This window comes from Bradyrhizobium sp. IAR9, from assembly GCF_013408065.1.
Classification (GTDB): Bacteria; Pseudomonadota; Alphaproteobacteria; order Rhizobiales; family Xanthobacteraceae; genus Bradyrhizobium.
On the sequence record NZ_JACBZW010000004.1, the window covers coordinates 363670 to 390485 of the forward strand.

The 26816-nt window shown below is 58.2% G+C and carries 21 protein-coding genes and 7 pseudogenes; 20 read left to right on the forward strand and 8 right to left on the reverse strand.

The window, feature by feature from the left end; all coding sequences use genetic code 11:
- Positions 1–163: 163 nt before the first annotated feature.
- The 4 genes and pseudogenes from GGD67_RS13870 to GGD67_RS13880 all read right to left on the reverse strand — a co-directional run.
- Positions 164–1429 (reverse strand): aminotransferase class I/II-fold pyridoxal phosphate-dependent enzyme, encoded by a 1266-nt coding sequence (locus tag GGD67_RS13870; RefSeq protein ID WP_409411351.1) that lies wholly within the window; start codon positions 1427–1429, stop codon positions 164–166.
- Between the two features lie 329 nt (positions 1430–1758).
- A complete protein-coding gene (locus GGD67_RS39305; RefSeq protein ID WP_246790783.1) occupies positions 1759–1947 on the reverse strand; it encodes a hypothetical protein in 189 nt (62 codons plus the stop codon).
- Positions 1926–2048, reverse strand: coding sequence for a hypothetical protein (locus GGD67_RS39720; RefSeq protein ID WP_283814112.1), 123 nt, complete (start codon positions 2046–2048; stop codon positions 1926–1928). Before GGD67_RS39720 ends, GGD67_RS39305 begins: the two co-directional genes overlap by 22 nt.
- Positions 2045–3147 (reverse strand): annotated as a pseudogene (locus tag GGD67_RS13880) (transposase); the annotation flags it as partial. The pseudogene GGD67_RS13880 and the gene GGD67_RS39720, both read right to left, overlap by 4 nt.
- Positions 3148–4573: 1426 nt before the next feature.
- Between GGD67_RS13880 and GGD67_RS13885 the strand changes: the two are divergent.
- The 10 genes and pseudogenes from GGD67_RS13885 to GGD67_RS40125 all read left to right on the forward strand — a co-directional run.
- Complete coding sequence (locus tag GGD67_RS13885) at positions 4574–4774, forward strand: hypothetical protein (RefSeq protein WP_179733496.1); 201 nt, start codon at positions 4574–4576, stop codon at positions 4772–4774.
- A 535-nt stretch (positions 4775–5309) separates the two neighbouring features.
- A pseudogene (locus GGD67_RS40120) lies at positions 5310–5513 on the forward strand (phytanoyl-CoA dioxygenase family protein); the annotation flags it as partial.
- A gap of 28 nt (positions 5514–5541) precedes the next feature.
- Complete coding sequence (locus tag GGD67_RS13895; protein WP_179733501.1) at positions 5542–5769, forward strand: hypothetical protein; 228 nt, start codon at positions 5542–5544, stop codon at positions 5767–5769.
- A 70-nt stretch (positions 5770–5839) separates the two neighbouring features.
- Positions 5840–6637 carry an alcohol dehydrogenase catalytic domain-containing protein gene (locus GGD67_RS39925; protein WP_179733503.1) on the forward strand — a complete coding sequence of 266 codons (798 nt, stop codon included), beginning with the start codon at positions 5840–5842 and terminating at the stop codon, positions 6635–6637.
- Between the two features lie 1253 nt (positions 6638–7890).
- Positions 7891–8808: a TauD/TfdA family dioxygenase gene (locus GGD67_RS13905; RefSeq protein WP_179733505.1), complete on the forward strand. Its 918-nt coding sequence runs from the start codon at positions 7891–7893 to the stop codon at positions 8806–8808.
- A gap of 541 nt (positions 8809–9349) precedes the next feature.
- Positions 9350–10240: pseudogene (locus GGD67_RS13910) on the forward strand (IS630 family transposase).
- Between the two features lie 394 nt (positions 10241–10634).
- Positions 10635–10974 (forward strand): annotated as a pseudogene (locus GGD67_RS39310) (ATP-binding protein); the annotation flags it as partial.
- 525 nt (positions 10975–11499) lie between these two features.
- Positions 11500–13812: a glycosyl hydrolase 115 family protein gene (locus GGD67_RS13920; RefSeq protein ID WP_179733507.1), complete on the forward strand. Its 2313-nt coding sequence runs from the start codon at positions 11500–11502 to the stop codon at positions 13810–13812.
- Positions 13813–14549: 737 nt separating this feature from the next.
- Positions 14550–14690: a hypothetical protein gene (locus GGD67_RS39315; protein WP_179733509.1), complete on the forward strand. Its 141-nt coding sequence runs from the start codon at positions 14550–14552 to the stop codon at positions 14688–14690.
- A 6-nt stretch (positions 14691–14696) separates the two neighbouring features.
- Positions 14697–14822 (forward strand): annotated as a pseudogene (locus GGD67_RS40125) (hypothetical protein); the annotation flags it as partial.
- A 2-nt stretch (positions 14823–14824) separates the two neighbouring features.
- Here GGD67_RS40125 and GGD67_RS39320 read toward each other — a convergent pair.
- Positions 14825–14968 (reverse strand): hypothetical protein, encoded by a 144-nt coding sequence (locus tag GGD67_RS39320; protein ID WP_179733511.1) that lies wholly within the window; start codon positions 14966–14968, stop codon positions 14825–14827.
- Between the two features lie 200 nt (positions 14969–15168).
- Between GGD67_RS39320 and istB the strand changes: the two are divergent.
- The 6 genes and pseudogenes from istB to GGD67_RS13965 all read left to right on the forward strand — a co-directional run.
- Positions 15169–15925, forward strand: a pseudogene (gene istB, locus GGD67_RS39080) (IS21-like element helper ATPase IstB); the annotation flags it as partial.
- Positions 15926–16556: 631 nt separating this feature from the next.
- On the forward strand, positions 16557–18053 hold the full coding sequence (locus GGD67_RS13945; protein WP_179733856.1) for a porin: 1497 nt from the start codon (positions 16557–16559) through the stop codon (positions 18051–18053).
- Between the two features lie 948 nt (positions 18054–19001).
- Positions 19002–19205, forward strand: coding sequence for a hypothetical protein (locus GGD67_RS13950; RefSeq protein ID WP_179733515.1), 204 nt, complete (start codon positions 19002–19004; stop codon positions 19203–19205).
- Positions 19206–19554: 349 nt separating this feature from the next.
- Positions 19555–19983: a hypothetical protein gene (locus GGD67_RS13955; protein ID WP_179733517.1), complete on the forward strand. Its 429-nt coding sequence runs from the start codon at positions 19555–19557 to the stop codon at positions 19981–19983.
- 307 nt (positions 19984–20290) lie between these two features.
- Positions 20291–20494, forward strand: a complete 204-nt coding sequence (locus tag GGD67_RS13960) for a hypothetical protein (RefSeq protein WP_179733518.1) — start codon at positions 20291–20293, stop codon at positions 20492–20494.
- Positions 20495–20721: 227 nt separating this feature from the next.
- Complete coding sequence (locus tag GGD67_RS13965; protein WP_179733520.1) at positions 20722–21114, forward strand: hypothetical protein; 393 nt, start codon at positions 20722–20724, stop codon at positions 21112–21114.
- A gap of 811 nt (positions 21115–21925) precedes the next feature.
- Here the strand turns inward: GGD67_RS13965 and GGD67_RS39735 are convergent.
- A complete protein-coding gene (locus GGD67_RS39735; RefSeq protein WP_283814113.1) occupies positions 21926–22060 on the reverse strand; it encodes a hypothetical protein in 135 nt (44 codons plus the stop codon).
- A gap of 98 nt (positions 22061–22158) precedes the next feature.
- Here GGD67_RS39735 and GGD67_RS13970 point away from each other — a divergent pair, with 98 nt between their 5' ends.
- Complete coding sequence (locus GGD67_RS13970; RefSeq protein ID WP_179733522.1) at positions 22159–22347, forward strand: hypothetical protein; 189 nt, start codon at positions 22159–22161, stop codon at positions 22345–22347.
- A 320-nt stretch (positions 22348–22667) separates the two neighbouring features.
- On the opposite strand, the gene GGD67_RS13975 is transcribed toward GGD67_RS13970, so the two are convergent.
- The gene (locus GGD67_RS13975) at positions 22668–22823 is read right to left on the reverse strand and encodes a hypothetical protein (protein WP_179733523.1); all 156 of its coding nucleotides are present in this window, start codon (positions 22821–22823) and stop codon (positions 22668–22670) included.
- Positions 22824–22942: 119 nt separating this feature from the next.
- Between GGD67_RS13975 and GGD67_RS13980 the strand changes: the two genes are divergently transcribed.
- The 3 genes from GGD67_RS13980 (at position 22943) to GGD67_RS13990 (ending at position 26220) form a co-directional block, all read left to right on the forward strand.
- The gene (locus GGD67_RS13980) at positions 22943–24766 is read left to right on the forward strand and encodes a hypothetical protein (protein WP_179733525.1); all 1824 of its coding nucleotides are present in this window, start codon (positions 22943–22945) and stop codon (positions 24764–24766) included.
- Between the two features lie 90 nt (positions 24767–24856).
- Positions 24857–25519 (forward strand): glucose-1-phosphate cytidylyltransferase, encoded by a 663-nt coding sequence (locus tag GGD67_RS13985; protein WP_409411352.1) that lies wholly within the window; start codon positions 24857–24859, stop codon positions 25517–25519.
- Positions 25520–25647: 128 nt separating this feature from the next.
- Positions 25648–26220 (forward strand): bifunctional 2-polyprenyl-6-hydroxyphenol methylase/3-demethylubiquinol 3-O-methyltransferase UbiG, encoded by a 573-nt coding sequence (locus GGD67_RS13990; protein WP_283814114.1) that lies wholly within the window; start codon positions 25648–25650, stop codon positions 26218–26220.
- A 336-nt stretch (positions 26221–26556) separates the two neighbouring features.
- Here the strand turns inward: GGD67_RS13990 and GGD67_RS40130 are convergent.
- Positions 26557–26800 (reverse strand): annotated as a pseudogene (locus tag GGD67_RS40130) (transposase); the annotation flags it as partial.
- Positions 26801–26816: the final 16 nt, after the last annotated feature.

Sequence of the window (26816 nt, forward strand, 5' to 3'; positions counted from 1 at the left end):
AAGCGGTGAGGCGGCGGACCTACCGAATCCAGACCCTAAACGATCCGGGTGATTGCGGCCGCGATATCCTTTGTCGGCGTCATCGACTATCCTTCCTCAGTTTTACTGGCGCACTCGCATCCGTTCAAGCGATGATCTTCTGAATAACCCATTCGGCTGCAGCCTACGCCGACCGCGTACTTTCCAAGATGCAGTGGCACAGCCGCTCTATGTCCCGGATTTCGTGATCAGCCGTAATACACACGCGAATCCCCGCCTTTCGTCGCGCAACGGTCGGGAAGAACGTCACCGAAGTATAGAAGCCGGCGTTGAGAAGCTGCCTTGCTACTGCGATCGCGTTGGCCTCGCATCCGATGGTGATCATCCTAATCGGAAGAGTACTGCCTTGCTCAGGGGTTGCCACCCGATGGTCAAAGGCCTCGATCCGTTGCGCCAGCGCCCTTTGCCGTTCGCCAAGTTCGGGCGAGCGGTGAATCTTGCAAGAGCCAAGCGCCGCGCCAACCGCCGCCAGATTGGGAGCCACCGAAAACGCATAAGGAATGGAGTGGCGCCGAAATAAAGCCTCTTGGTCAGTCGTTCCGAGCATCAACATACCGCCCGATGCGCCGAATCCCTTGGCCAGCGAGGCTGCTATTATCGTGCGATCACCCAGCACATGCGGAAACTGAGAGCGAGCAAATCCTTCGCCTTGGCGTCCGAACAACGATATGCCATGAGCATCATCGATATAGAGAAAGAGACCATAACGTTCCTGGAGCTGACGCAGTTCCCTGATAGGCGAATTCCCTCCCATCGAGTAGACACCATCGCATACATAGGCCACAACGGGATGTTCACGGCACAGGCGTTCGAGAGCGTCGATATCGTTGTGAGCAATTGTTTCCACTCGCGTTTCGTCAGCGACTACCGGCTTGTGATAGGCGAGCGAGGCGTGCGCGATACGATCAAACACGACGACCGGCTTCCTTCCTCCCGTCAATAGGCCCGAGGCAAGAATAGGCATGGCTCCTAGATTGGCGAGCATGACAGTGGAAAAGGCGAGCACGCGTGCGGAGAACATCTCCGATAGGGTTGCTTCAAGCTCTGCCAGAAAATCGAAATTGAGTCGCGTTCGTGCGCACGACCAGTGCAACGAACCATGTTCTTCCATCGCATCAATCGCGCCGGCAATAATCAGGGGATGGTTGTCCAAGCCTAGATAAGAGCACCGCACGAAATCAATCAACTCCGGTCGGTTCTCAATCGGCCCAGCGCCCAGAAGAAAGGCGCGTCCCGCCGTCGAGCGTGCCGGGACACCCATGAGACCCGCCGCGTGGGCTGCATCGAAGTGGGGCCTGCTCTCATTGACTACATAGGCAGTGTTCCGAAAGTGTACAGCACTGAGGCCACCATCTGAGACAGCGCTCCGCTCTTGCATTTCATGCTCCATTTTGATCTGGCCATACTCCAGATGATCCGACCACTAAGTCGAGCAGGCAAGGCCGAATCGCTGAGCGCGCCCAGCTCTGATCTGCACAACGCTACAGGCAGCTAGATTGGTTGCCCAGATTCAACGAACTAGACCATTAGTTCTCACTTTTGGGCAGCTACCAACCTAGATAGGAATGAGGGCGCTAATGGCCGCCCACATCTCCAACAAGGTTCGCATGTCGCTAAATGCTGCCAGGCTTGCCGATGAGTTGTTCAAAACAGCAGCCGAAATATTCCATTGTATCGCTCCTGCGAAAGCCGACTTGCGCGGATCTGTGATTCGGTGCCTCACATGACCGCGACGCGATTCCGGAGTATCCATTCGGCGTGGGCCGCAGGGTCACCGCCTGAGCAGTTCAGGGTTCTCTTTCTAAGCTTGATGACCGCAATCAGGTTTTCGATGCCGAAGTCGACGAACGCCTGTACACCGTCTTCGCTGACGACAGAGACCCAGATCACGCCGTCTTCGATTCCCATCCCGAAGGCGATCTCGCGGAGCCGGTCTCCGTTTCGCCGAGGTCCTTTGCCACCTGGCTGATGGTGGTGACGTGATGGACCTTGTTGACCTGCGTAGTCATGCCGCTCGAGCAGAGATTGCTGATCCCGGAAGTTCCAAAGCAGCAGCTCGTTCAGCCGATGAGCTGGGTGGCGGCGATGCAAGGATATCCGTGAGCCATGCTTGCGGATCAACCCGCTCATTTTTGGTCAAGCTATCCATGGAAGCCGCGCGCCGCCCACCGCGGTCAGAGCCGCAGAACCCCCAGTCTTTTCGCCTGAGAGCTATACTGCTTAATCCTCGCTCGGCGGCATCGTTCGAGAGATAGACGTGTCCGTTTTTCAATAACAGCGTGACGCTCGCCCATCGCTTCAGGATGTAGTTGAACGCCTTGGCTAGGTCGTGCCCACGGGAGAGCTTGACGAACTGCTCCCGCATATAGACCTGAAGGTCCTCGATCAGAGGCAGGTCAGTGTCTGTCGCACCTCCAAGATGTCCTTCGGGGGCTCCTGCCATTGATGGAGCCTTCGATCGAACAGTGCTCGATCCGCCACACGACTTCGCCGCGTTCGGCGAGAGCGGGATCTCCTTTTGGCCGCCGGCCTCGCGCCGCGCTTTCTCCTCAATGTCGGCCATGGCGAAGAATGGGCGCCGCCGCGCATGGCCCAATATGGCGCCTCCCGGATCGGTACTGGCTGGCCCGCTAAATAGAACTGGTGTACCCGTAGGCGCTCGGCTTGCCGGTGTAAGGGCTGATGTTGGCCGAAGTTCTCGAACATGATCATGGCCAACAGGCTGGGACCGGCCCATCCCCATCCCCGGGGCATGGAACGGCGCCGGCGCCTGGCTGATTTTCTCGCAGTCGCGGCAGGTAGATTTCTCCCGGACCGTCTCGATCAGTTTCCGCTGACGCGGCACGACTTCCCAGCGTCTGGGTTACGTCCTCGCCGAGCTTGCGCAGGCCATTGCTGCCACAGCATTCACAATGCCGTCGGCGGCTCGATAACCACGCGCTCCCGCGGCAGGTGCTCGAGGGACGTTTGGGGGGCGCCGCTTGCGGGTGAATCTACGCACCGCCGTCGTTTTGGCCACGGCCTGCAAGTTCGTCCTCGGTAGCGTCGGCTTCCTGCTCTTAGTGCCAACGCCAACTGCTGCGCCGGATGTTCCGACCCTCGCCCATAGATCTGATGTGGTGATCTCAAGCCCTTGGCGGGCGCCACTGCTAAAGCCTCTTTCAAGGCCTCAACGTCATCCGAAGCAGTGTCGCGATTAGCATTCATCCAACGCAGTGAGTCACAGATTGGACGCGATGGGACCCAGCGCTCTGCGGTCGCCAAATTAGTTGTGGAGTTTCCCAGTCGATGTCCTCGGCCTATTGGCCATTTGCCCCGCCCAGATCGACACCGCACCGGCTGACGTCGAGGGTCAGATGAACTTCCCGCCGTTAAGGCCGGCATAAAGGGAATGCCCAATTCACTCAAATCGCCGCGGCGCCCCCGGAAGATGTAAAGATCGCCAGACCACTAGGCCCTGGCGGCTGTCCGTCAGCCCGTGTCCAATGAGGGAAGCACAGCTTCGTCTCGTTGCCTTTTGCGGTACATGGCGTCCTGAACCCGCGCGTGGGTGTCATTGGAGCTTTTCTGCCTACAGAAGAGTCCGCACCGCATTGCGGCTGTGGCCTCGAATCGACGGCTCGCCGGAGCTGTCCTTCTTGACGCTCTTCATCAGAGGCTCAGCGTGCCGTCGATCCAGAAGTAATCACAGAATGCCTTCCCTAGATTGCGCCAGCACCGTCGCCAGGAACTTCGCCGCGGTACCACCCAGCGGCCGGTCGCGGTTCTTCGAGAGCACCTAAAGTTCCAAGCCGCGGTCGAGGCCTATTCCGACGAGCTGGCGAAATGGCTGTTATATTCGAGGCGCTTTATCAAAAGCTGTTTCCGAGGGGATCGAATAAAACGCCTGCAACAGCATCGCTCCAGCAGCATCGCGGCATCGGCGACTGCCCGATCAGCGAGTAGAGCGCGTCAAACTCGCGCTACGGCTCTGACAGCCTCTCGTTCACAATCGTCCGCATCCCTCGCTGCGGATGTTCACGCTACACCGGCGCGCCTCCAAGTCGACGTAGCTGAACAGCTCGCCCGTTCGATTGTCGCCTCCTCGCACGCGCCATCCCCCAGCCGGCGGCGTGTGAGTAACTCGGTTCGTAGCAGGCCACGAGCATTCACGACCGTGCACTGCCTCCTAGCCTGAGCACTGATTAGCCGAGGATCGCTCTTTCACACAGCCGCTGTTAAAGTTGTAACTGACGAGTGATCGTCAATAGGAAAACCAATATCGCGTGCGATGGCATTGGTGACGATTACCTTGGATTTTCGCCGATAGCGAGCGCAGAGCCTGACCTTGACATTAGCCAATGTCACACGAACAGCCGGAGGAAAGCTCTCGCTACGGACGCAAGCTGAGGTTGACGCCAGCTTGTACGTGACAGGTCAATGCTCCCTTGATCAAAGCCCGCTTGCCAAGGTGTTGCCGGCTTTGATGAGGCCGTCGCCGGAATCGAAGTAACACGATCGAATGATCGGATGAAACGAGCGGCGAGAGGCCATCTTGGCGGGATTGTCGAAGCGCCCCGACGCCCGCAGCCGCCGTCAGGGTGAGAATGAAGGCGATGCCGTGCACGACTATCTGATTGCAAGGCTTTCAGGGGTGGGCTTGCACCATGTAGCGCACGTTCTCACCAACTACTGGAACGAATCGGGTGAGCAGAGCAATTGGCGTCGCCGGATGGTCGTCAGCTTATCGAAATAATCTGTGATCCGGTCATCAATATGTATGGGGTCCGGCCTGTTGCTGATCTGCAAATCTCAGTCGCGGGCCGGGCTAAGCCTTCTTCAGTTGTCGGCCTGAGCGCGACGAATCCTTCAACTATCAAGCTCGGTAGCTCCAGTGTTTTCGCCAGCGTGCTCTAATTCCACCACCGTCAAATTGACTCGGAGGGCCAACAAAAAGCCGCTCGCACGTGATCAGATAGAGACTTAACATAGAAACGGATTTCTCGAAGTCCTGGACATGTTCTCGGCTGACGAAGTGGAGGTACTGCGGGCGGCATATGCCCGCGACTGTCAGAACGAGGGACCCTTTGTGATAAGGGAGTCTGACGGTACTAGAATCCGCGCAATATATGCATCCCATCTTCGTCAGTCTGAATTTGATCTTCTGACCAAAGGCGAAAGATTTCTTGGATGCGCAAAGCAACTTGTCGACTACGATCTTTATCTTTATCAGTTCAAGATAAATTCGAAGCCGCCTTTAGGAGGCGAGTCTTGGGTTTTGGCATTACGATTTCTCCGTCTGGCACACGGTCGACCAGTTGCCGAAGCCAAACCAGGTCAACGTTGCGCTATGCCTCGATGACCTGACAGAGTTCAACGGTCCACTCATCTTCATTCCTGGCTCCCACGTAGATTTCAGCGCTCCGATCGATCTCGACGGCAGCAAAAGAAACGGCGCATGTCGATCCACTCGCCTATTCTCCCGCAATCGGTGATATGGAGAGGCTTATAAAAGATCATAAAATGGTTAGCCCGAAGGGCTCGGCGGGGAGCGTCATCTTCTTCAATTCCAAAGTGATCCACGGCTCTTCGATCAACATGTCGCCGTTCCCGCTTCGCCTGCTGATTGTCACCTACAATGATGTCGACAACGCGCCGAAAAGGAAGAAGCCCCGTTCGGAGTATATTATTCGACCTGTTACACCTCCGCTGGTGGTCGACGACAGACCTTTAGTCCAGGAGTTCACCTGATGTCTAATATTAAGAGTCGCGCGGCCGTCCTGAAGGAAATCGGTAGGACGTCGCGATAGAGACCTTCGAGGTGCCCGCACCGCCCCTAAACGGGGCCATCATTGAGATCCTCTATGGCGGCATCTGCGGCACCGATCTCCATCTGCAAAAAGGGCGCCTGCCGATCCCCCCCGTGGTGCTCGGCCATGAGGGATTGGGCAGGATCAACCGGCTCCATCCATCCCTTAACACGGACGCGAAAGGCACTCAGATCAAGTCAGGCGACATCGTGATGTGGGCATCCTCGATCAGTTGCGGCCACTGCGAAGCCTGTTCCATCGAGAGGGAGCCGACGTTGTGCGACCATAGAAAAATCTATGGCGTCAATCGGAACACCGCCACGGACGAGCCGCTTTCGGGCGCTTGGGCGGATTTTATCTGCCTCCAGAGCGGCACGACGATCGTCAAGATCCCTGAGGGAATCGATAAGATATTGGCCATGGCTCTGGCCTGCGCTGGACCGACGATGGTGCACGCGTTTCAGCGGCGTCCGGTCCAGCTAGGTGAGACCGTGATCGTCCAAGGTGCCGGTCCTGTCGGTCTTGCAGCGGCGGCCATGGCCAAGCTCGCCGGAGCGAGGCAGCTCATTCTAGTAGGTGCACCGGCGAGCCGGTTGCAGTTGGCCTCAGAGTGTGGCATTGCGGATGTATGTGTCGACATCTTCGGTCGGCCGATCGACGCTGCGCTCTCTGAGATCATGAGCTACACGCCCAACTTCAAAGGCGCGGATTTGGTCATTGAATGTACCGGTGCCCCCGACGCAGTCTCTCAGGGCGTGAATCTCGCCCGCCGCGGGGGGCTATCTAGTCGTAGGTCAGTACACAGATAGCGGCAACACCGATTTCAACCCGCACCGGATCGTGCGCCGGCAGCTCGATCTGGTCGGCTCATGGGCATTTAGCGGCGAACATCTCGTGCGTTACCTAGACATGCTTCCGCGGCTCGGCGCTGCGTTTCCGCTGGCAAGACTTGTCACTCTCTTCGATCTTGCCGATGTCAACTGCGCCTTGCAAGCTGTTGCTGCGGGTACCGTCGTGAAAGCGGTGCTGAAGTCCGGAGCGTCTTGCCATCAGCCCTAAACCGAAGCCGTATGAGTTATCTTATTGATCGGTGTCGGCATGCCGGCAGCCACTATAATGGAGGTCTAAATTGCTGAGAAGTGAACTCTGTCGGGTAGCTCGGAGCAGGCTTCGCAGCGCGGCCTCTAGGCGGGCATCACTTCGTCTATGGATCGGCGCAACACCGCTCGCAGGCTATCCCGGTGGACCAAATCCGCCGATGGCATTCTTGTTTCCATCGAGCTTCTGCCGACGCAGTGCCACCGCAGAACGCGGCTCCATCTAGGGACGAGGCGCCAAGATTCGGCTCAGCCAGCGCGAGGGGCGCCCAGAAAAGGGCGTCTTTACCGCCACAGAAATCCACAACCGATTCGAAGGCCGCAGAACGTCGGCCGTGGCCAAGCCGACGACCCATGATCGAGAATGTTCAGATCTATACGAGCGAATAACTCGCCCAGTTTCCGAAGGGAGATTGCCTAGCCGAGGCCTTTAAATACATTTTGAAGTGATGGGTGAGCTTCGCGCTGTTCCTGAAGGACGACGGGTGTGCCTACCGACTTGTCCAACGCTGGTGCGCAACACTTCAATAGTGAGATCAGCCGTCTCTGATGCCAACTGTCGGATACGCGACAATTGTCTGGCCCACGACGCCGTTGCTCGGAAAATAGTTTTAGAAAATGGTCTCTCGCAGCTGACGCTGCAAGCGCGAGGCTGTCCTATCGCTTGGAGTACGGCCATCTCTTTGGGTAAAGGAACGGTGGGTGGGATCCCTCGCGATTGGCATGCCCCTTGCTGGGATCTCTCGGCAACGCGAAGCGTAGCCTGAGAATCGGCAACATCACGAACGAGATCGCATGCGGGATGAACGCAAAATGGTGCTAATCAACCGGTTGGTCTTTGTTCGATCTCGCGTGGCTTCGCAATAGAGGCGCGTTTATCACAGGTTGTGGATCGAGCATTCGCCCGTGTGTGTCGCGGTCAATGGCTTTTCTCTGAAGGAATCGCAACATGGAGAGAGTACAGCATGAGTGAAACGAGTGCGATCGATAACATCATTCCACGTACCGACGTCGTCAAGCGCGCACCGCGTATCGGCGCCGAAATCAGGAACATCAAGCTGTCCGGCGATTTGCCGGGCCAGACCATTGCTGCGATCAACGCCTTACTGCTTGAGCACAAAGTAATCTTCTTCCGCGACCAAAGTCATCTCGACGACGCCGAGCAGGAGCGATTTGCTCTTCGTTGGGGCAAGATTGTGCCGCCGCTGCTGCGTGCTGCCGAGGGAACGACGTCTATCCTTGAGATTGATTCTGCACACGGAGGTGTCCGGGCTGACAATTGGCACATCGATCTATCCTGCATGGATGCCTATCCCAAAATCTCGGTGTTGCGAGGTGTTGTGATCCCACCCGTCGGTGGCGACACGGTGTGGTCAAACACCGCGGCTGCATATCTCGACCTGCCGCCGCCACTCCAACGGCTTGCCGACGACCTCTGGGCTGCTCACAGTACCGCCTACGACTTCTCTAATACTGTCCGCCCCAGTGAAGCCGATCAGAAGCTTTACGACGAAATCCGTACCAAAAAGAGGTTCGAGACCGAGCATCCCGTAGTCCGTGTCCACCCCGAGACTGGCGAGCGCACGCTGGTGCTTGGCTCTTATGTGACGCGCCTTGTTGATATTCCGAAATATGACGGCCATAGATTGGTGAGTCTATTTGAGTCTCATATTACCAAGCCAGAAAACACGGTGCGCTGGAACTGGAAGCGGGGCGATGTGGCTATTTGGGACAACCGCGCCACGATGCATTATGCGGTTAATGATTTTGGCGAGCAGCGGCGGGTCGTTCATCGCGTGGCCATCGAGGGCCAAGTGCCCGTCAGCGTCGACGGCCGGTGCAGTATAGCGCGTGTCAATGTCACCAAACCGTCGCAGCAATAACGATTTAGCAGTCCGTTGAAGAACCGCTCGCCGCCGACCGGCAACACTGGTTGATTGACTCCGATGAGATTCGGAGATGAAGCCTGCGCGGCGGCGACAATCAAACGGAGCAGCTTGTTTAGCTACATGGATCTGGAGGCGCGGGTAAGACGTGATCAATTGGCTCGCAGGCAACCCGTTGCGCCGCGCCATTACCGACACCAATCTCGGCAACAATCCGCTGCTTCTCCTCGAACGTCGAAGGGCGCCAAGCCCCCGTCGGGACAACTGTCATAGACGTATGCTTAGTCGTTCGACTTTTCTTCAATCACCATCACAGCGCGCAAGTCGCCCTTCGGAAAGCGGATTGAGAGGGCATTCGACTGGATCAAGAGATCAAGACCGTCGCCAGGCAAGAGAACAGCTCCGTGGCGCGTCATCGTACCCTAGAGCATTTCATTGCTTAATTGAATCGGAGGGGATTCCGGTTTTTGACGGATTGTGATTCAAGATGCTGACTGGATTGGAGGCCAGCATCGCATGACCCGAAGAACCTCTTTCCCTGGATCTTCGCGAGCGTGTGGTGGCGTCGGTTTTGGCGGGCGAGAGCTGCCGGTCTGTGGCGGAACGGTTTGGTGTTGCGGTCTCGTCGGTTGTGAAGTGGTCACAGCGGCAGCGGGCGACCGGCTCGGTTGTGCCTGGCAAAATGGGCGGTCACCGTAAGCCTGTGCTTGATCCGCGCGCCTTCATCGTCGAGCGGATCACTCAGACGCCGCACCTGACGCTGCATGGTCTGAAGGCGGAACTGGCAGCCCGTGGGGTCAAGGTCTCACACAACGCGGTCTGGTTGTTCCTCCGCCGGGAAGGGCTGCGGTTCAAAAAAAACACTGTTCGCCCTCGAACAGGCTCGCGCCGACGTCTCTCGTAGGCGCCAGCGTTGGCGATCCTGGCAGGCTGGACTTGATCCGGGCCGGCTCGTCTTCATCGATGAGACCTGGATCAAGACCAACATGGCCCCTTTGCGGGGCTGGGGCCCCACAGGAGCACGCCTGCGCGGCTTCGCCCCGCACGGTCACTGGCGTACCCTCACATTCCTCGGCGTACTCCGCCATGACCAACTCACGGCACCCTGCGTCTTCGACGGCCCGATCAACGGCGAATGCTTCCGCGCTTATGTGAAGCACCTTCTCCTGCCAACTGAAGCCACAAGTCGAGAGCTGTCAGGCAGATGATCCAGGCCGCTGGCGCCAGGCTCTGGTACCTGCCGCCATACTCGCCAGACCTCAACCCGATCGAACAGGCCTTCTCCAAGATCAAGCACTGGATGCGGCATGCTCAGAAGCGCACCATCGAGGACACTTGGCGCCACATCGGTCACCTCGTCCAAAACATCCAACCTCGCGAATGCGCCAACTACTTCGCCAACGCCGGTTATGCTTCAGTCAAAATGTGAAACGCTCTAGGAGCCCTTACTTTAGCTGCCACGGACTACGATCTGGTCTGAAGGCCCGAGCTGATCGCGGAGATCGGCTGATCTCCAAGGTGCCCAGGTTCACCAAGGCCTTTATCGGGTAGTGGCGCTTTAGAAATGAAATCTGGGACAGCGACTTTCTTGGCATGAACTGCACCCCTGATGTGAGACACGATGATCAGGGACAGGAGCCGAGCGCGTGGGGCGGCTGGGCGGATTGATGGGTTACGGCCGCGATGCGGGGCTACTGCGCAGCAGCCCCGCATCGCGGTAAATTTGCTTCGAACTCGGCTGGCGGCCGGGAGGCCAGAGCCGAGTGCAGCCGTTGGCGATTGTACACGTCCTCGATGAAGGCGCCGATTGCATTTCTGGCATGCTGCGCATCGCGGGCCCGACCGGCGTCGGCAAGAGCTGGATTGCCTGTGCCTTGGGCCACAAGGCCTGGCGCGATAGCCGCTCCGTGCTCTTTCAGGCGCTCGCCCTCGCGCGGGGGATGGCCGCCATGCTCGCCTCCTAAGGACCCTGGCTCGCGTCGAGCTCCTGATCCTTGACGACTGGCGTCGATGACGGCCGAGCAGCAACGAGACCTGCCGGAGATGATGGAGGATCGTGATGGCCAGGGCTCAACCGTTGTGACAAGCCACCTCCCGGTCGAGCATTGGCATGAGCTCATCGGCAACCCAACCATTGCCGACGCCATCCTCGATCGCTTCGTAACAACGCCGACAGCTTACCTTCAAGAGCGAGAGCCTGCGCAAAGCCGCCACTAAGCGTCAGACGCCTGACGACGAGGCCGCCAACTGACCTGACGACGGCCTCGTCGCGAGAGCCCGCCTCGGCACGCGGCCGGAAATCATGAAAATCTCAGCCGGCGTCCATCGGTACAGACGGCCGGCTCGGAATCCGCGATCGACTTCGTCGGAATGCGCATTTTCCAGCACTACCAAACGGGTGAAGCGGAGAAGCGGCGCAGAGGTCGGGTCGACTCACGCCAGACGGGCCATTTGGCCGGCTGTTAACGAATCGCCAGTTGAGGAGGCCGGCAAACGTTGAGCACGCGGGATACGGCACGAACCGTACCGTTATGTTGCTATTGAAGCACGCTTGCTAAGCGGCGGCGGGCGTTGGTCCATCACGTACAGAACTTGCGTAACGATAACGAACGCGCTCTGTCATCTTACTGTTACAAGGAGCGCAATCGTCCAGCACCGTGGCGCAGTCAATCACTGGAGAACAACATCGTGCCAGAAACAGAAGCAGCAGCGAAAAATGACGCTCAGTGGGGGCGGCGCGACGTTTTGCGGTTGAGCGCGCAAGCAGCCAGCATATTGAGCCTGAGTCAGGCGGTGGCCATGTCGTTGTCCAACTCTGCCGATGCAGCTGACGCTCACAAAGTCAGTGAAGCGGGCGGAGCCAAGCACGAAATATTCCTCACTGCCGACACGCCCTGGATCATCTCGGGCAAGGAGCCGGAACCCTTGCAGCGTGCGCTCGCGGACGTCGCGCGCGATTGGTACAAAGTATTCGGCCATAGACCTCCGATCTTGGCCGCGCTTCCCGAAGATTGGGGCGGCCCGGCGATCTACTTCGGGCTCCAGTCCCCAGACTCGAAGCCGCGAATATCCATGCTGCCGGGGCGTGAGAGCTTCTCGCTGGGCGTACAGCGGATCGATGGCGGACCCCAGGCGGTTATGGCGGTGGGTGCCGATCTACGCGGAGCTATCTACGCCGCATACGCCTTCAGTGAGCAAGTCCTCGAAGTCGATCCGTGGTGGTATTGGGCGGACAAGGAGCCTAGTCCTCGCACGAGCATCCCGGTGCGCGAAGACCTTCTACAGCAGTTCGGTTCCCCGACCTTCAAACATCGCGGCTTGTGGCTCGATAGCGAGGATATACTAAATGGCTTTAGCCCCGATCCCCTGGGCGAAAATCCGCTCTCCCTTGAGATGCTGGATCGTATCTGTGAGACTTTATTGCGCCTACGCGGCAATTTGCTAGTGCCGGGATGTTACGCCTTTGCCGACGAGCGCTGCTATGAGCTGATCTCGCGACGGGGCTTGATGAGCAACACGACACATCTTGTACCGGTCGGACTGAACGTGCTCCGCTGGCCTGCGGACGTGCCATACTCCTATTCGAGGCATCCGGAGATCATGGAGCGTTATTGGAGGGAGTGCATTGCTGCCCTTAAGGACAAGGAGGTCGTCTGGACTGTTGGCTATCGGGGAAGATACGACTATCCGTTCTGGGTAGATGACCCAGGACTAGAAACCCCTGAAGCTCGAGGCGCGTTGATCACGCGAGCCATCGCCAAGCAGGTAGAGCTAATTCGCCAGGTCCAGCCCAACGCTCCCATCATCAGTCATATGTGGTCCGAGGCCACGAAATTGTATTTGGACGGTTTTATCCAGCTTCCGGCCGGTGTGACGCTCGTCTGGCCTGACAATGGGGCCGGTTTTATGCGCGATGCTGGCAAAGTCCGTCCTGGAAATGGGATCTACTATCACACAATGGTGGCCGGCCCACTGGGCAATCGTCTGACGGAATTCGTTCCGCCTGAACGCATTTATCACGAGTTGGGGCGCTTCATCCGCGCCGGCGCAACGGAGTTCTTTCTAATCAACGCTGGTAATCTTCGGTCCGTCCCCTTGAGCACCGAGTGCGCCATGAAAATGGTCTGGGATGCTCGTCCTTACCTTTCGCAGCCTGATCAAACTAATCATCACAACTTTCTGTTGGAGTGGGTCCGCCGGCAGTTTGGGCCGGAACTGGCGCCCAGGGCTGCGAACCTTTATCGGGATTACTTCGCGATACCAGGTTTTCAAGCCAAACTGAATCTTTCGGAGGCGGTTAATCTTACCTCAACCACCGACATAGGGCATTTAAAAGAGTACGGCGCGGCGCCAGCGGGTGACCAAGCACCCTTTCGCTACCTCTATAAGCTTTGTGAGCAGGTTCTGCCCCTTATGGAGAGCGGACGATCGCCATCCCCAGCGACGGTTGAGCAAGCGGAAAAACATCGACAACTCGCGGTCACAAATCTGGGTTATTTGCCCTCTTTGCTCGCCAAAGCCGAAGGGCTGGCCTCGAAAATCCCCGAACAGCGCCGCGATTTCTATGTATCCCATATGTTGACGGCTTTGCGAATCCACGTGCATGCGAATGAGATGCTCGACTACTACTGCGGTGCTCTCGAACGCCTTGCGGTAAGCGACCATGCGGATGCGATTCAGCATCTCGAGCGTGCGCTCGTATCCATTGATGCTTTGTTTACATCACTCCGTCTCGAGGAGCGAAATAAATGGGCAGGTTGGTATAGCGGAGAGACCTTCCTCGGCCTCGAATACGGCCGCAGCCTGCTTCGTGCGTGTCTAGCCGCCCTCCGCGGCGAACCGCCGTCGCCGCTTCACATTCTGCCCGGATACAAGCAGTTGCACGAGTATAACTATCCCAAGATTTATTATTCTGCTTACAGTCGGGTGTATCAATATCAGGATCGCTTCAAGCACAACTTCCCATTGTTATACGGAACCCCACGGTCGCCCCCCCACTGATGGGCAGGCAAGCAGAAATAGTGAAGCAATGCGATGCCGGTAAGATGCTATCGGTCCAAGGCCGAACGGCTTTGATCATCGGCGGCGGAAGGGCCATCGGTTTAGCCATCGCGGCGGCCGTTCTGGCCGGCCGGAGCCCGTGAACTCATTGCGGGGCGCCCGCCGCAAGTGTTGCAGCCGGCCGTGAGGAGCTCGGAGCGCGCGTCCTGGCGCCATGGCGATGAGGGCGATCCGAGGCGCAGGCCGCGCTCGTCTCGGACATCAATAGTCCACTAGGCGCGCTCGACATACCGGTACAACGCGGCGACGCATCTTAAGAAGCCAGCATTCGAAGTTACCGACGCCGAATTCTCGCCGGCGTTACAAGCTAAACTCGAAGCGCTGTTCGCGCTCTCCCGCGAAGCCGGCCGAGGATGGCCGGTCCAAGGAGTGATCTTCAACATCTCCTCAGGCGGGGTGAAGATCAAAGCATTCGTGTTCGTGGCGACGCTCGCGGCATTCGCGGCGGCTGCATGTGCGTGCATTCCGGGCCGAGAAGCAAGAGCACTGGTTCGCCGGGTTCGAGAGTGCATTTGCGACCTTCGGTGGCGTGCCGGAGGAAGTGCTGATGGACAATCCACGCGCGCTCGTGGTGCGCCACGACGCGGTGAGCCGGTCGGTTCAGTTTAACGACAAGCTCATGGCGTTCGCGAAGCACTGGGGCTTCCGGCCTCGCGCCCGCGCGCCGTCGGGCGCGCATGAAGGGCAATGGCGTCGGCTACGTGAAGAAGAACGCGAGCGCGGAGCGTTCCTTCGCGAGCTGGGAGGCATTCGAGGCGCATCTCGCCGAGTGGGAGCGTGAGGTGGCGAACGTGCGGATCCACGGCACGACCGGCTAGGCGCCGATGGCTCGGTTTGCGCGTGACGAGGCACACCTGTTGAAGCCGTTTGGCGGGCAACCGCCATTCGGATGGCTGCGCAAACTGGCCCGTGTCGTCGGCAACGATTGTGCCGTCGAGATCGACAAGAACAGCTACTCGGTGCCGTGGCGGCTGATCGGCGAGCGCGTGGCGGTGAGATTGCGGCCGGCGAGGTACGCCTCCGCCATGGCATGCGCGAGGTTGCGGTCCACAAGCAATCGGCGGGTCGCCCGCTGCGGATCGTCGATTCCGCTCACCTCGACGGGGTTGCCGGTCGCAATGGCGCGGTCTGCCGACCGGCAAAGGCGACACCGACACTGACAGCGCCTTCTCCACTGCCCTCGTTGTTGCGTCCTCTTGCCGAATACGAAGCAGCGATCGGAGAGAACTTCTGATGGCGCGCACAAAGACGGCTATCGAGGCACCGAGCGATCCGGTCGATGCCATGTTGGCGTGATTGTAGCTCTCCGGCATCCGCGACCAGCTGGACAGCCTACTTGACAAGCCGGCGCGCGCGAACCTATCGGCGCGTGAGACGCTGATCCTGCTGTGCGAGCGTGAAATCGCGCGCAAGGATCATCGCCGCATCGAGATGGCGCTGAAGCTCGAACACTTCCCGGCCATGAAGGAGCTGGCGGGCTTCGACTTTGAGGCGCAGCCGTCGATCGATCCGAAGCAGATCCGCGACCTTGCCGCGTCACGTTGGATCGAGAACGGCGAGAACGTGCTGCTGCTCGCCGGCGGGCCTCGGTAGACGCACCTGTCGATCGCCCTCGGGCGAGAGGCGATCCTGGCCGGATAGACGGTGCAGTTCGCCACGGCAACGACGCTGGTCGCTGGTCTCGCCAAGGCGCATGGCGAGCGGCCCCAGGACGAGAAACTGCTAAGCCAAAGCTGCTCATCGTCGACGAACTCGGCTACCTACGCTGGAGCCCGACGCGGCGCATTTGTTCTTCCAGCTGGTCAGCCGGCTCTAGGAAACCGGCGCCATGCAGATCGCGTTGAACCGCAGCTTTGCCGAACGGGGCACCGTGTTCGCCGATCCGGTGGTCGCCACCGCGACCCTCGACCGGCTCTTGCACCACAACCACGTGCTGACCATCCGCGGCGACAGCTACCGGCTCCGCGCCAAGCTAAAGAGCGGCCTCACCAAGGCGCCCGCCCCAGACGGCCCTCCGGTCGGCTCCGCTCCCCTCCGTCCCGGCAGCAGCGGGGGGCAACCTTCAACAGACATGATGAACCCGAAGGTGGGGCAGTTCTTCATAACGCAAAGGGGCAGTTTCGGATGGCGTTTGACAGGCGCGGTCGACGCAGCGACGCTGAAGGCCCACGGGCATCTCGCTACAAAGTCTTCGAGCTCGGCCTGTTGACCGACGCGATCCTGGACCGCTGGCCCTCTACCACCCGCGCAACTTGGCGTACAAAACTCCGAGGATCTGACCATTCCTGCATAAAAAAGTTAGTGGCAGATACTCAGCTTGCAAAGCCTGCGTGTGCGATATCCGGGTTGGGAGTCAGCATCATTCTGACAGCGCTTAACTTAACGTACGAAGCGGACGTTCGTGGTCATATTGAGTGCGTTTTGTACCCATATGAAGCGATTAGAGCACACTTGCTGCGGGCGTCCCCACTTTGGTTCTTTCCGTACATGATTTGCGCACCGATAACGAACGCAACGTGTCAACGTAATGACAGGGCGGACTGGGCAGCACCGCGACGTTGTGGGTTCAATCTATGCAGTTGGCGTTTGAACGAAGGTCCTGCAAGCCGCGAATGATAGGGCGCAAGGTGGTTAGTCTCTTCAAGAGCGGAGCGGCCACTTTTGAGGTGAAACAACTCAGAGGTGTGAAGGTGGGGAAGAGCCTTTTTCTCAGTTCGCTGGCGGGGCTGATCGCCTCAGCTGGAGCCCATGCTGCCGATCAGACCATTAAAGCGGAACCGCTGGAATACGTGAAGATCTGCTCGCCGTATGGTGCTGGTTTCTACAACATCCCGGGGACCGATACCTGCCTCAAACTCGGCGGATATCTTCGCGTGTATACAAGCCTCTCGCCAAGCGGCCTGAACGGCGTGGCCGGAGCCAGCAACCGGCTCAGTAACTATTACAGCACTACTCGTTCTCGCGAGGAGCTTGCCATCGATACGCGCACCGCGACCCAGTACGGCGTAGCTCGGACCTACTTCGAAGCAGCGCTCCAGTGGACTTCGGGTGGCTACGCGGGTGCCGGCGCGGGTCGTACTGGCGGCGCAACGACGTACACCGGTGACGCCGTCGCGGGTGGTACACTCAGTATATGGTACGCCTTCATTCAGTTCGCTGGGTTTACGTTAGGCAAGGCGAACTCGCAATTCTCCACGCCCTGGGCTGAATATCCAGCGAATGGCTTCGAATTGCCTGGCAGCGGCGGCTGGGACCCCGTGAACCAGTTTACCTATACAGCCGATTTCGGTGAGGGCATCACGGCTTCGTTCTCGATCCAGGATCAGGTCGTCCACGACACAACAAACATCTGGAATGTGAGCGGTGCGACCGCTGCTGGTCTCGCGACCGGCGCGTACGGTGCCAACGACATCGGAGGTTCGCGAGCTCCTGATCTCATTGCCATGCTTCGCGTTGATCAGCCTTGGGGTCTATTCCAGGCGTCGGCTGCCGCGCACGACAACCATGCGGCGTACTATGGCAGCACCGAGTTAACCGGTCATCCGCGTGATAAGTGGGGCTGGGCTGGACAGCTGGGCTTGTCGATCAAGAACATCCCGACGGGCCCGGGTGACACGATCAACTTCTCCGGCGTGTATACGAACGGTGCAAGCCGCTACAACTTCCATGACTATGTGTCCGTCACCTACGCGATGTACGGTGGTACGAGCGTGGCGCGGGCCTACCAAAGTCTCGGCATTGGCGGCGTGTCCGATTCCGTGTTGGTCACCGGAGCCGGCCAAGAGCTAACGACGACCTACGGCCTCAATGGTGGCTACACTCACAACTGGGATCCTCACTGGTACTCTACGATCTTTGGTGCCTGGGCTGCTGTGCGGTACAATAGCACAGCCAAGGGATACATCTGCAGCGCGCTTGTTACAGCTCTCGCGCTGTCGAACGGCGTTGCTGGCTGTAATCCCGATTTCAGCTACGCGGTTGTTGGCACGCGCACGGCTTGGAAACCAGTCAAGAACCTGACTTTCTCGGCCGAGCTGATCTACACCATGCTCGATCAGAAGTATACGAGCGGAAGCACCGCGCTGCCGATGCAACCAGGAATCGCCAAGCCCGGTGCTGCTTATGAATTGAGAGACCAGCGCGGCCTGACAATGGTTCTGCAGGTTCAGCGAAATTGGTGAGGTCCTTTCAACCGACGGAAATCAATTATATTTGGCAAAGCTCTGCAATGTCAGCCGCCGTTAGTAGGCGAGTTCGGTGCTCAAATTTTTAAGGAAGGCTCCGATAACCCGAGTTGGAGAGGACCAGGTGTCCAGAAATTTCAGCGCCACTTGTTGCGATTGCGACAAGCTATGGGACCGGCTGCGACCGTTTCGGCCATCACGGCTCGCCTGTTACCATCAATGTTTCTGAGAACAGTTCATTAAGCAGAGGTTGGTAAAGGACGCCTGTCCGGGGGGACGCAATGTGTGGAGCTTCCATCCGGGACAGCAAGGAACCTACGGCACTGTTGCGATCGACGTCGAGATCCGCGACGGCGAGCGCATCCACCTGTGAGGCCGACCAATCGGATGATTGCCGGCGAACATCTCGGGTGGGGAGATCGCGATCGGCGATCGGTTCGTAACAAGCTGCCATCGAGAGAGTGCGACGTGGCGATGGTACTTCAGAATTTACGCGCCGTCGCCGTACATGATAGTCGCGGTCAATACTGGTTTCTAGCTCAAGTTCAACAAGGCGGCTAAATCGCTGATCGCGGAGCGCGTGAATCGTGCCTCCGACATTCTCAGCCTGTGGCCGCTGGTACAGCGCGATCAGCGGCAACTCTCTGGCGGCCAGCGTCTGCGCGTCGCGATGCCGCCCAATCGTCCGAACCTTGAAGGCGTTCGTGCTCGACGAACTGACTTTCCAATCTCAACGCCAGGTTGCGTGTGCAAACGCGGCTGACCCAATGCGATGCCATGATCCGGGATTGCAAGCCCGGCAGTTCGGCTACGTTGGCGCGAGACTCATAAGTCGTGCGCGTCCCTGACGTTCAGGCTGACGTTGCGACGATCTCGGGCAGTCGCGCGAGCGCGCTTGCGGTCGGTTAGTTCACTATCACTAGTCCAGAGCACTGGAGCCTCGATGTGGTAGTCGATAAACAATCGCCTGTGGATGCCTATGGCGTGGCATTCCGCAAGGAAGGCATAGGCTTCCGCGACGCATTCGACGACGCGCTCCGCAGCAATGGCGCGATGAAGGAGCTGTACGCTGAGAAGTATGGAGTCGCCAACTGGGAGGTCCTCTCCAGGATCCACTGGGCCAGCGACGTTGTTCCAACCTGCGAATAAAGAGCAAGTCCGGGGAGGGCGGTTTTGGACTACTAGGCCTGTACTCGTGCCGGACTTGTGGGTCACCGTTTGTCTCGGCGTGCATCGTCCTCGGCGCGCTGAGGCTTTCCGAGATTCCGGCGATACGAGTGCCTTCGATGCTCTTCATCGAACTCATTCGCGCTCCCTCGGCTCTGGTTCTTTTGTTCTGGGGGGCTGCTGCTGCCGGGGATGCCGCGTCCGAGCCGCTTGCGGCGTTTCTCGTGCTGGCGCTCAATGGAGCCGTCTACGGCGCCGAGATCGTCCGTGGCGGCATCGAGGCGTGCATCGTGGGCAAATCGATGCGTGCCACGCACTTGGGCTGCGCAAAGTGCAGAGTTTCACCAAGGTGGCCCTGCCACAGGCGCTCTCGCAGATCGTGCCCACTTTCGACAGTCTGGCGAGGAGCACGGTCGTGAGCTTTATTGGTGTACAAGATGTGGTCTATGTGGCGAACCACATTCGTGGGCGAACGTACGATACCGTCACTGTCTTTTGTCTCCTGGCCGCCCGTTATTGGATCCTGACCGTTCTTTGCGGTGCTGCATTCAACGCGCTTGAGCAGGTGCTGCCGCTGAACCGTGCGTCGCGAGACCCGCGCGTTGGTTCAGCTCGTACTCCGCGCGGATGCCGCTGCGGGAGCCGCCCAATGACGTGGGACTGGAGCTTTGTCCTGAAGATCCTGCCGAACCTCATGGAGGGGGGGAGGTGCACCGTTCTGGTGACGCTTGCGAGCTCGGCGATTACGCTAACGGGGTGATTGCTGCTGATAATCCTGGAGAGTGTGAGTACTAGGCTCGGTCGCAGCTTCGTGCGTTTTGGCTCGAACTCTTCTGAGGTGTGCCGACGCTTGTGCTGCTTTATTTTACGTTCTATGTGCTACCGCGGGTGGGAATTACTATTCCGTCAATTGCCCATCGGCATCGGTCTCTTGGGAATCCTACGCCGCGTACTGCTCGGAAGTCTACGAGGCAGCTTGACCACGATCCCGTCCGACTGCGCGACTCGCCTGTATGGCTCCCAATGTGAGGTCGTATGTTACATGGCAGCGTGTGCTCGTTCCATTGATGATCAAACGGGGCATCCCCGCCCTGCTCAACTACGTGCTTGGCTTTTTCCGGGAAACCGTGGTGCTCTTTGCGCTCGAGGTGCCGGTGCTGATGGGCGAAGCTTACGAAAAAATCCGCTACTTGAGCCCTTCACGCTGGCGGGCGGCATTGAGTTTGCTCTTCCTCTACTTTCTTTCCAAATTCAAGGACAAGCATGCTTAGCACCCCGAAATCTAGCCACTCAGGACCCCTCGTGCCCGCGACCGCCGCAGCTTCCAGCCCATAGAAGTACATGGATCCGCTCCCAAATCGCAACACGGCATGCGGGCTATCGAATTCGAGAACGTCTCGAAATCATTCGGTGCTCACCGCGGCTGGTCGTTTTTGACCTGCAAGTGCGGCCCGGCGACAAGACATGCTGATCGGCCCGAGCGATTCAGGAACAACGTGTGCTGCGCCTGGTGATGGCCTTAGAGAAGCCTACCGACGGCAATATCCGGGTTTTCGACGAGAGCATCTTCTTTGATGCGGGGGGCAAGCCGTCTCCGGGAGGCCCGAACCCGCCGTCGGTGCGCCATAATCTTTCAGCAATTCAATCCATTTCCACATCTGACCGTGCTGCAGAACCTGATCCTGGCTCCAACGACCGTGCTGAGGCAGTCCAGGACCAGGCTGAGCAGACCGGCGCTGGACCCCGAGCTCCCGGAGAAGTTCTCGACGTCGTCCGAGGTATAGCGCACGAGACCAAGGTCAGGCTGCTGATCGTCACGCACGAGATGCGTTTCTCGCGCGAAGTCTCTGACCGCATCGCCGTGTTTGATGCCGGCCGCATCTTCGAGTAGGGCTCGCCCGACAAGATCTTCACCAATCCCGAATCCGAGCGTACGCGTTCCTGCACTTCGTCCTGAACCATTGAGGAGTAACCTACCATGCAAATTCTTTATGACCTCGACCACAGCATCCACATGGTGGGCAGATTCAGCACACGTGCCTGGGTCAAATCGCGGGGACGGTGCTGCCAAATTTGCTTTATTGGGTGAACATCATCTTGGCGGCATCCGCCGGTCGGAAGCGAACCGGGACACCGTCTTGATCACGTGGATGGCTGCCCGGCAGAAAGCTGGAGCGGGTTCGAAAGAGCGCTTCGAGCTTAAGGTAGCGAAGACACAGGCTCACCGAGGACGTAACTTTACCCATAATGAATTCGTGCGGCGTGGTGATCATCGAAGTTGTTTAATGAGTCAAAAAGTGACGGAAAGCTGCAAGTCTGCCTACTCGGCTTGGTGGTTCGTCTCGGAGATGACACACGGGTATTGGTGCTCATCATCAATGGGCTTCGCGCTGCAAACGAACCCGCGATGTTGCTGCATGGCAGGAACGAGCCAGTTTGCGATAACAAGACGGTCGGCGCTCGTGCGCTGCCAAGCACAGACCTGGTCGCCGCATTCACTAGAATCGGGCAATGTTTATCCACAACTCCGGTTTGAGCCAAACTGGTGTTGGCTTTTCTTTCTCATTCGCGCAATGCGCGTGCCATATCTGAGAATGCTCCTAGCCAGGATTGTTTATCCGACGTGCCATGTACAGCCCGATCTCGATGTGAGTAGCGAATATGCGGCTCACTAATGGGCGAGCCTGATGACTGTCCCGGCATCAGCGGTAGGTCTCGTCGCGATTCTCCTCGATATCCTGATCGCTGCGCTCCTGACTGGTCGCAGCGCGTTTTGAGGTCGCCGAATTGTTTCTGGGCGGATCGCCGGGCGATAGTGACGCGACGATCAAACTCACTGCAAAGTTCCTTTGGTCGGCGCTGGCTTCTTTATCGGATGCCGTGCAGAGCATTGCAGCCGGTAGCCTGCGGACTGCAGAACACACGGGTGCCGCTCTTGTTTGCCGGCATCGGCTATGGGCTCATCGGCTTCTTCGTCAGCTACGTGCTTAGTGTGAAGATTGGCATTGGCGTTGCTGGTATCTCGATTGGCTTATCAATCGGGACGACTGTCTACGCGACGCTTCTCATGCATTTTCACCTGCTGGCAGACAGGCTTGCCTTTAGATCGCGTTGGCATAGCTAAGGGCCATAATTGGGTTCACGATCGGCTGACAGCTATGCATCCGATCATGCCGACTTGCGGCATCGCCTGTCAAAACCATAAGCGCCCTACGAACGCGGGGATCCTGTCTTCATCTGAGATTCTGGCTCGATTGCAAGGCTCGGCAACAGTGATGACGAAACGTGCATCAACATGCCATAAGCCCTTTGCATAAAAAAGTGGCTGCGTGCTCGAACCGTTTATTGGGAAGGGCGTGACGCGAATCTAATCATGGCCTGGCTGCAACAGCACTTCACCCGCGAGAGGCCGGATACGTTTATGCAAATGGAAGCTCATTGTCGTTACACGGACGGGCGGATGTCCGTGAGCATGCCGTGGTCGAGCACCACCTCCGCCGCCGCTGATCCGGTGTTTTCATCGGCCGTCTCCGCCATGGCTTCCTGCTCTCGCAAGATCGCGATGACCTGTTCTTTGAACCGGTTCGTCTTCATCTGCATTGGGCTCCGGATCACAGACTCTACCAATTCTTGCAGGAGATTGCGGGGCCCAGGTCAGTTAGAAGGTCCTCGAGGCTGATGATATCCATTCGAATGAGCCTCGTCTATAAGGCGGCCCTATGCCAACAGATAATCATTTTGCCGACGGAAGGACGTTGTCTGTCTTGCTGGATCGGACTTTGCTGACTCTGTCTGCCGTAACCACAGCGATCCTTCTCACTTGGCTGTTATACTACAGCAGTTATGGTCTGTATCTCAGCGACGAAGGTTTCTACCTTAACTTCATTGCGAGCCCATTCTCCTACGCAATCAATATGCCGCCGTCCCTTTTCGGCTTCGTCTATCACTGGCCATATCGGTGGGCGGATGGCGACATCGCAATGCTTCGCGTGGCAAACGTCACGCTTACCATGGCGCTCGGCTGGATTCTCAGCTTCCTTGTGATCTGCCGCCTCTGGACGGTAGGCTGGCCGTATGCGGTGGTGTTATCAGCTGGGATCGCCAGTCTGGCACTAGTCGACGCCCGTCTCTGGCAACTCACCCCCAGCTACTATGCACTGGCCTTCCAATCCCTCTTGATGGTGATGATCGGTTTGCTGCTGGCCGATCGGCCAGGGCGCATCTGCCAGGTCTTGGGGTGGATCCTAGTCGGTGTTGGTGGCTGGTGCTGCTTTATGGCCAGGCCGACTACCGCTGCGGCCATCGCCCTCGTGGTTACGCTCTATGTCGTCGTTTTGCGCAGAAAGTCGCTGCTGCCCATGCTTGGCGCGGCACTGGTCGCTCTCGTTCTACTGATCGTTACCGCCTACTTGATTGACGGCGGCATCATGGGGCTGGTGACCCGTATGATTAATAGCGCCGAGATGGAAATCCTGCTGGGTGCCGGCCACGAGATGTCTCGCATGTTTCGGATTGACTTGCTCGCTACAAGTCGCTCACAACTCAATATCGCTGTGCTAGTGGCGATAGCCCTTCTGCTCAGCATTTTTATGGGGGCTACGCACAAATTTCTTGTATCGCTCGCTCTCACTGCGGTGCTCGTCGTAACAATGTTGATTGCGCTGCTGGGGACCGATCCGATCAGCATCAGTCCCTCAACGCTGTTCCTGGTGTCGGTCTTCACATGCCTTGGCGCGATGTTCTATCGTCGGGGATTGATTCTGCGCATCCAGGTTCCGACCAACGTCGGTCTAGCGCTGATTTTTTTGGTCCTGCCGTACCTGTTCGCAGTGGGTTCCATTAGCAATCACTGGATCATCGGTTCGAGGGACGCCTTGTTCTGGGTGCTCGCAGTCGTTGCTTTCCTGAGCCCTCTTGCGCAAAAGGGGCGCAATCTCGCCACCCTACTGCCCCTCGCGGTGTTCGCACAGTTGCTCACTGCATCTGTCGTCAACGGGGGCATGCTCGAGCCGTTCCGTCAGGTGAAAAATTTGCGCGCCTATAGCGCTGTCATGCGAATGCCTGGCGGTGGAAAATTGGTGCTCTCGCAATCCTTACACGATTATTTGGCAACGGCCAAAGTCCAGGCTCGTGCGGCTGGCCTTGAAGTCGGTACTCCGGTGGTCGATCTCACTGGCATCTCGCCGGGCCTACTGTATGTGCTTGAGACGCGAGCGCTCGGTTTACCATGGCTGATCGGGATTGGGTCATTTCCGGGCAGGAGCGCGGTCGCAGTGGAAACGCTCGGACTTGAGAACTGCTCCGATCTTGCCAAAGCGTGGGTATTGATTGAGCAGGAGGGCCCGTATCATCTTAACCAAGCCATTGTCATGGCCTCTTTTGGAGCAGGAGAGGCGGACTACGTTGTTGCCGCTACGTTGGACCCTCCCGTCTTTGACGACGGCTACCCGAATCAGACCATGCAGTTTCTACTCAAGCCCGCACGCCCGGCCGCGCTGGCAGAGCAATCCTGCCGTGAAGTCAGGCGACAAAGGCCTGGATAGCTAGCGATGGAACCAATGATGAAAGCTGTGATTCTTGCGGGTGGCCTTGGCCCTCCAGCTCCGAGGGAATCCAACCTCCGACCCAAGCTCATGATCGAGATCGGCGGCAACCCGATTCTATGGCACATCCTCAAAGTATACTCCTCCCAATATGGGATCAACGATTTCGTGGTCTGCTGCGGCTACAAGGGCTATCAGATTACGGAACACCTGGCCGACTACTTCCTGCAGGTGTCGGATGTCACCCTTCGCCATGACGAAGAGCCGCATGCGGGTCACCAGCACCATGCGGCTCTGGTTTATGTCGGAGAGAAGATCATGAATTATGGTCGACTCAAGCGCGTCGCTAATTGCCCCAGGGATGAAGACGGCTTTTTTTTTACCTATGGCAATGATGTGGGACACATTGACGTAGCCGCCTCGATGGTCTTCCATCGTGGCCAGGATGCGCTCCCCACGCTAGCTGCTACCCATCCGGAGCTGCTATCCATCCGGCTGATCGACTCGGCGCTCTCCCAATTTGTGTCTCCACCTTCGGGCACAACCCAGGGACAGATGGGGATAATTAATGTTGGCTTCGTCGTGCACCCGCCGAAAGTAATTGACCTCCTGTTGGCTAGCTCTACTCCTTGGAAGCGTGAGCCGATCGCGCGCTTGGCTGAGCAGCAACAGCTCGCGGCATACCACGGCTTCAGGCAGGCCACGGATACTCTGTGCGAGAAGACGTTGGTTCTCGAATCGCTCTGGGTTTAGGCCGAGGCTCCGCTGCCGTGATAGGGTCAGTCTCTCAGCTCTTGCGGAACCTCCGGCGCACTACCGCTGTACAGCGGGTGCCTAATATCCTGCCGGCCTACACTAGTGCAGGATATCTCCAGCGAATTATGATCCGGTATCGGTCAGACATTTGCCCGCCTTGGCCTCTGTACGAACACATATGTCAAGGCGCCTCTGTCCTTGATGTTGGCTGCGGAATGGGCGCGCAACTGATTACGCTCGCGGCGCTTGGTCGGATCTCGAGCGGCTACGGAGTCGACGTCAGTTCGAAAGCTGTTGCGCAAGCCGCACTCGCCGCGAAGTATTATCCGCAATCTAACTTGACATTTCAGGTAATGGACTCGATTGACGACGTTCCCCAAAAGCAGTTCGATGTGGCGATGATGATCGATGTCATGCACCACATTCCGCTCGAACACCGCAATGCCACATTCGCAGGATGTATCAAAAGAGTTAAGCCGTGTGGTCTTTTCATTTACAAGGATATGGCGGACGAGCCCTCCTTAAATGCCTTTGTCAACCGGCTGCATGACTTAGTCATCGCAAGGGAAATAGTCGAGTATTTGCCTCTCGAAGCTGCACTGGAATGGGCCGCAAACTTCGATCTGCAATTGATCCTTCGGTCCCAGTACACGAAGTTGTTTTATAGGCACGAGCTTCTGGTATTTCGAAAACCCTAGGACGTTCTAGCGCAGCCACGGCCTTAGCGGCTTAATATCCAACGCGTATATGTAGCTCCTCCGTAGTGAGCGGGCTTGCCAAGAGCGACGATAGCTTTCTAATAGCTTGCCCGGCAGTGAGCATCTATCAGCCAGAGCTCAGGCTCGGCATAGTGGAATGCACGGCGTGTTGGGGCCGCCCTAGTCACACGACCAATTGCTCTGCGACGGGGATGGAATGATCTGGCGAGGGCGAGAAGGAGCCGTGGCGGCTTCGGCCAGGCAGCGAGCCACGTGTCCCCACTCCTGGGCGGGGAGGCTGAGCCCATGGCGATCTTGATGCGGCAGACGCTGATGCGCACCGATCTTCAGGAGCTTGAGGCGGATGGTGCCGCAGGTGGCTCCGCAAAGGTGGTTTCGGCAAGGCGAGCCACAGCGGCAGTTGGTTGGCGCGCATGGTCGCTGCGGAAGTGCGATCGGCGTAGAGGCCGAGCTGGCACTCCTTGATGCGGTTTTCCATGTCGCCACGGGCGCAGTAGACGTCTTCGTAGAGCTGCCGCCCGCCCGCCTCGCTGCGCTTGAGCGAGGTGACGACGAAACGTACCCATTCGGCGTAA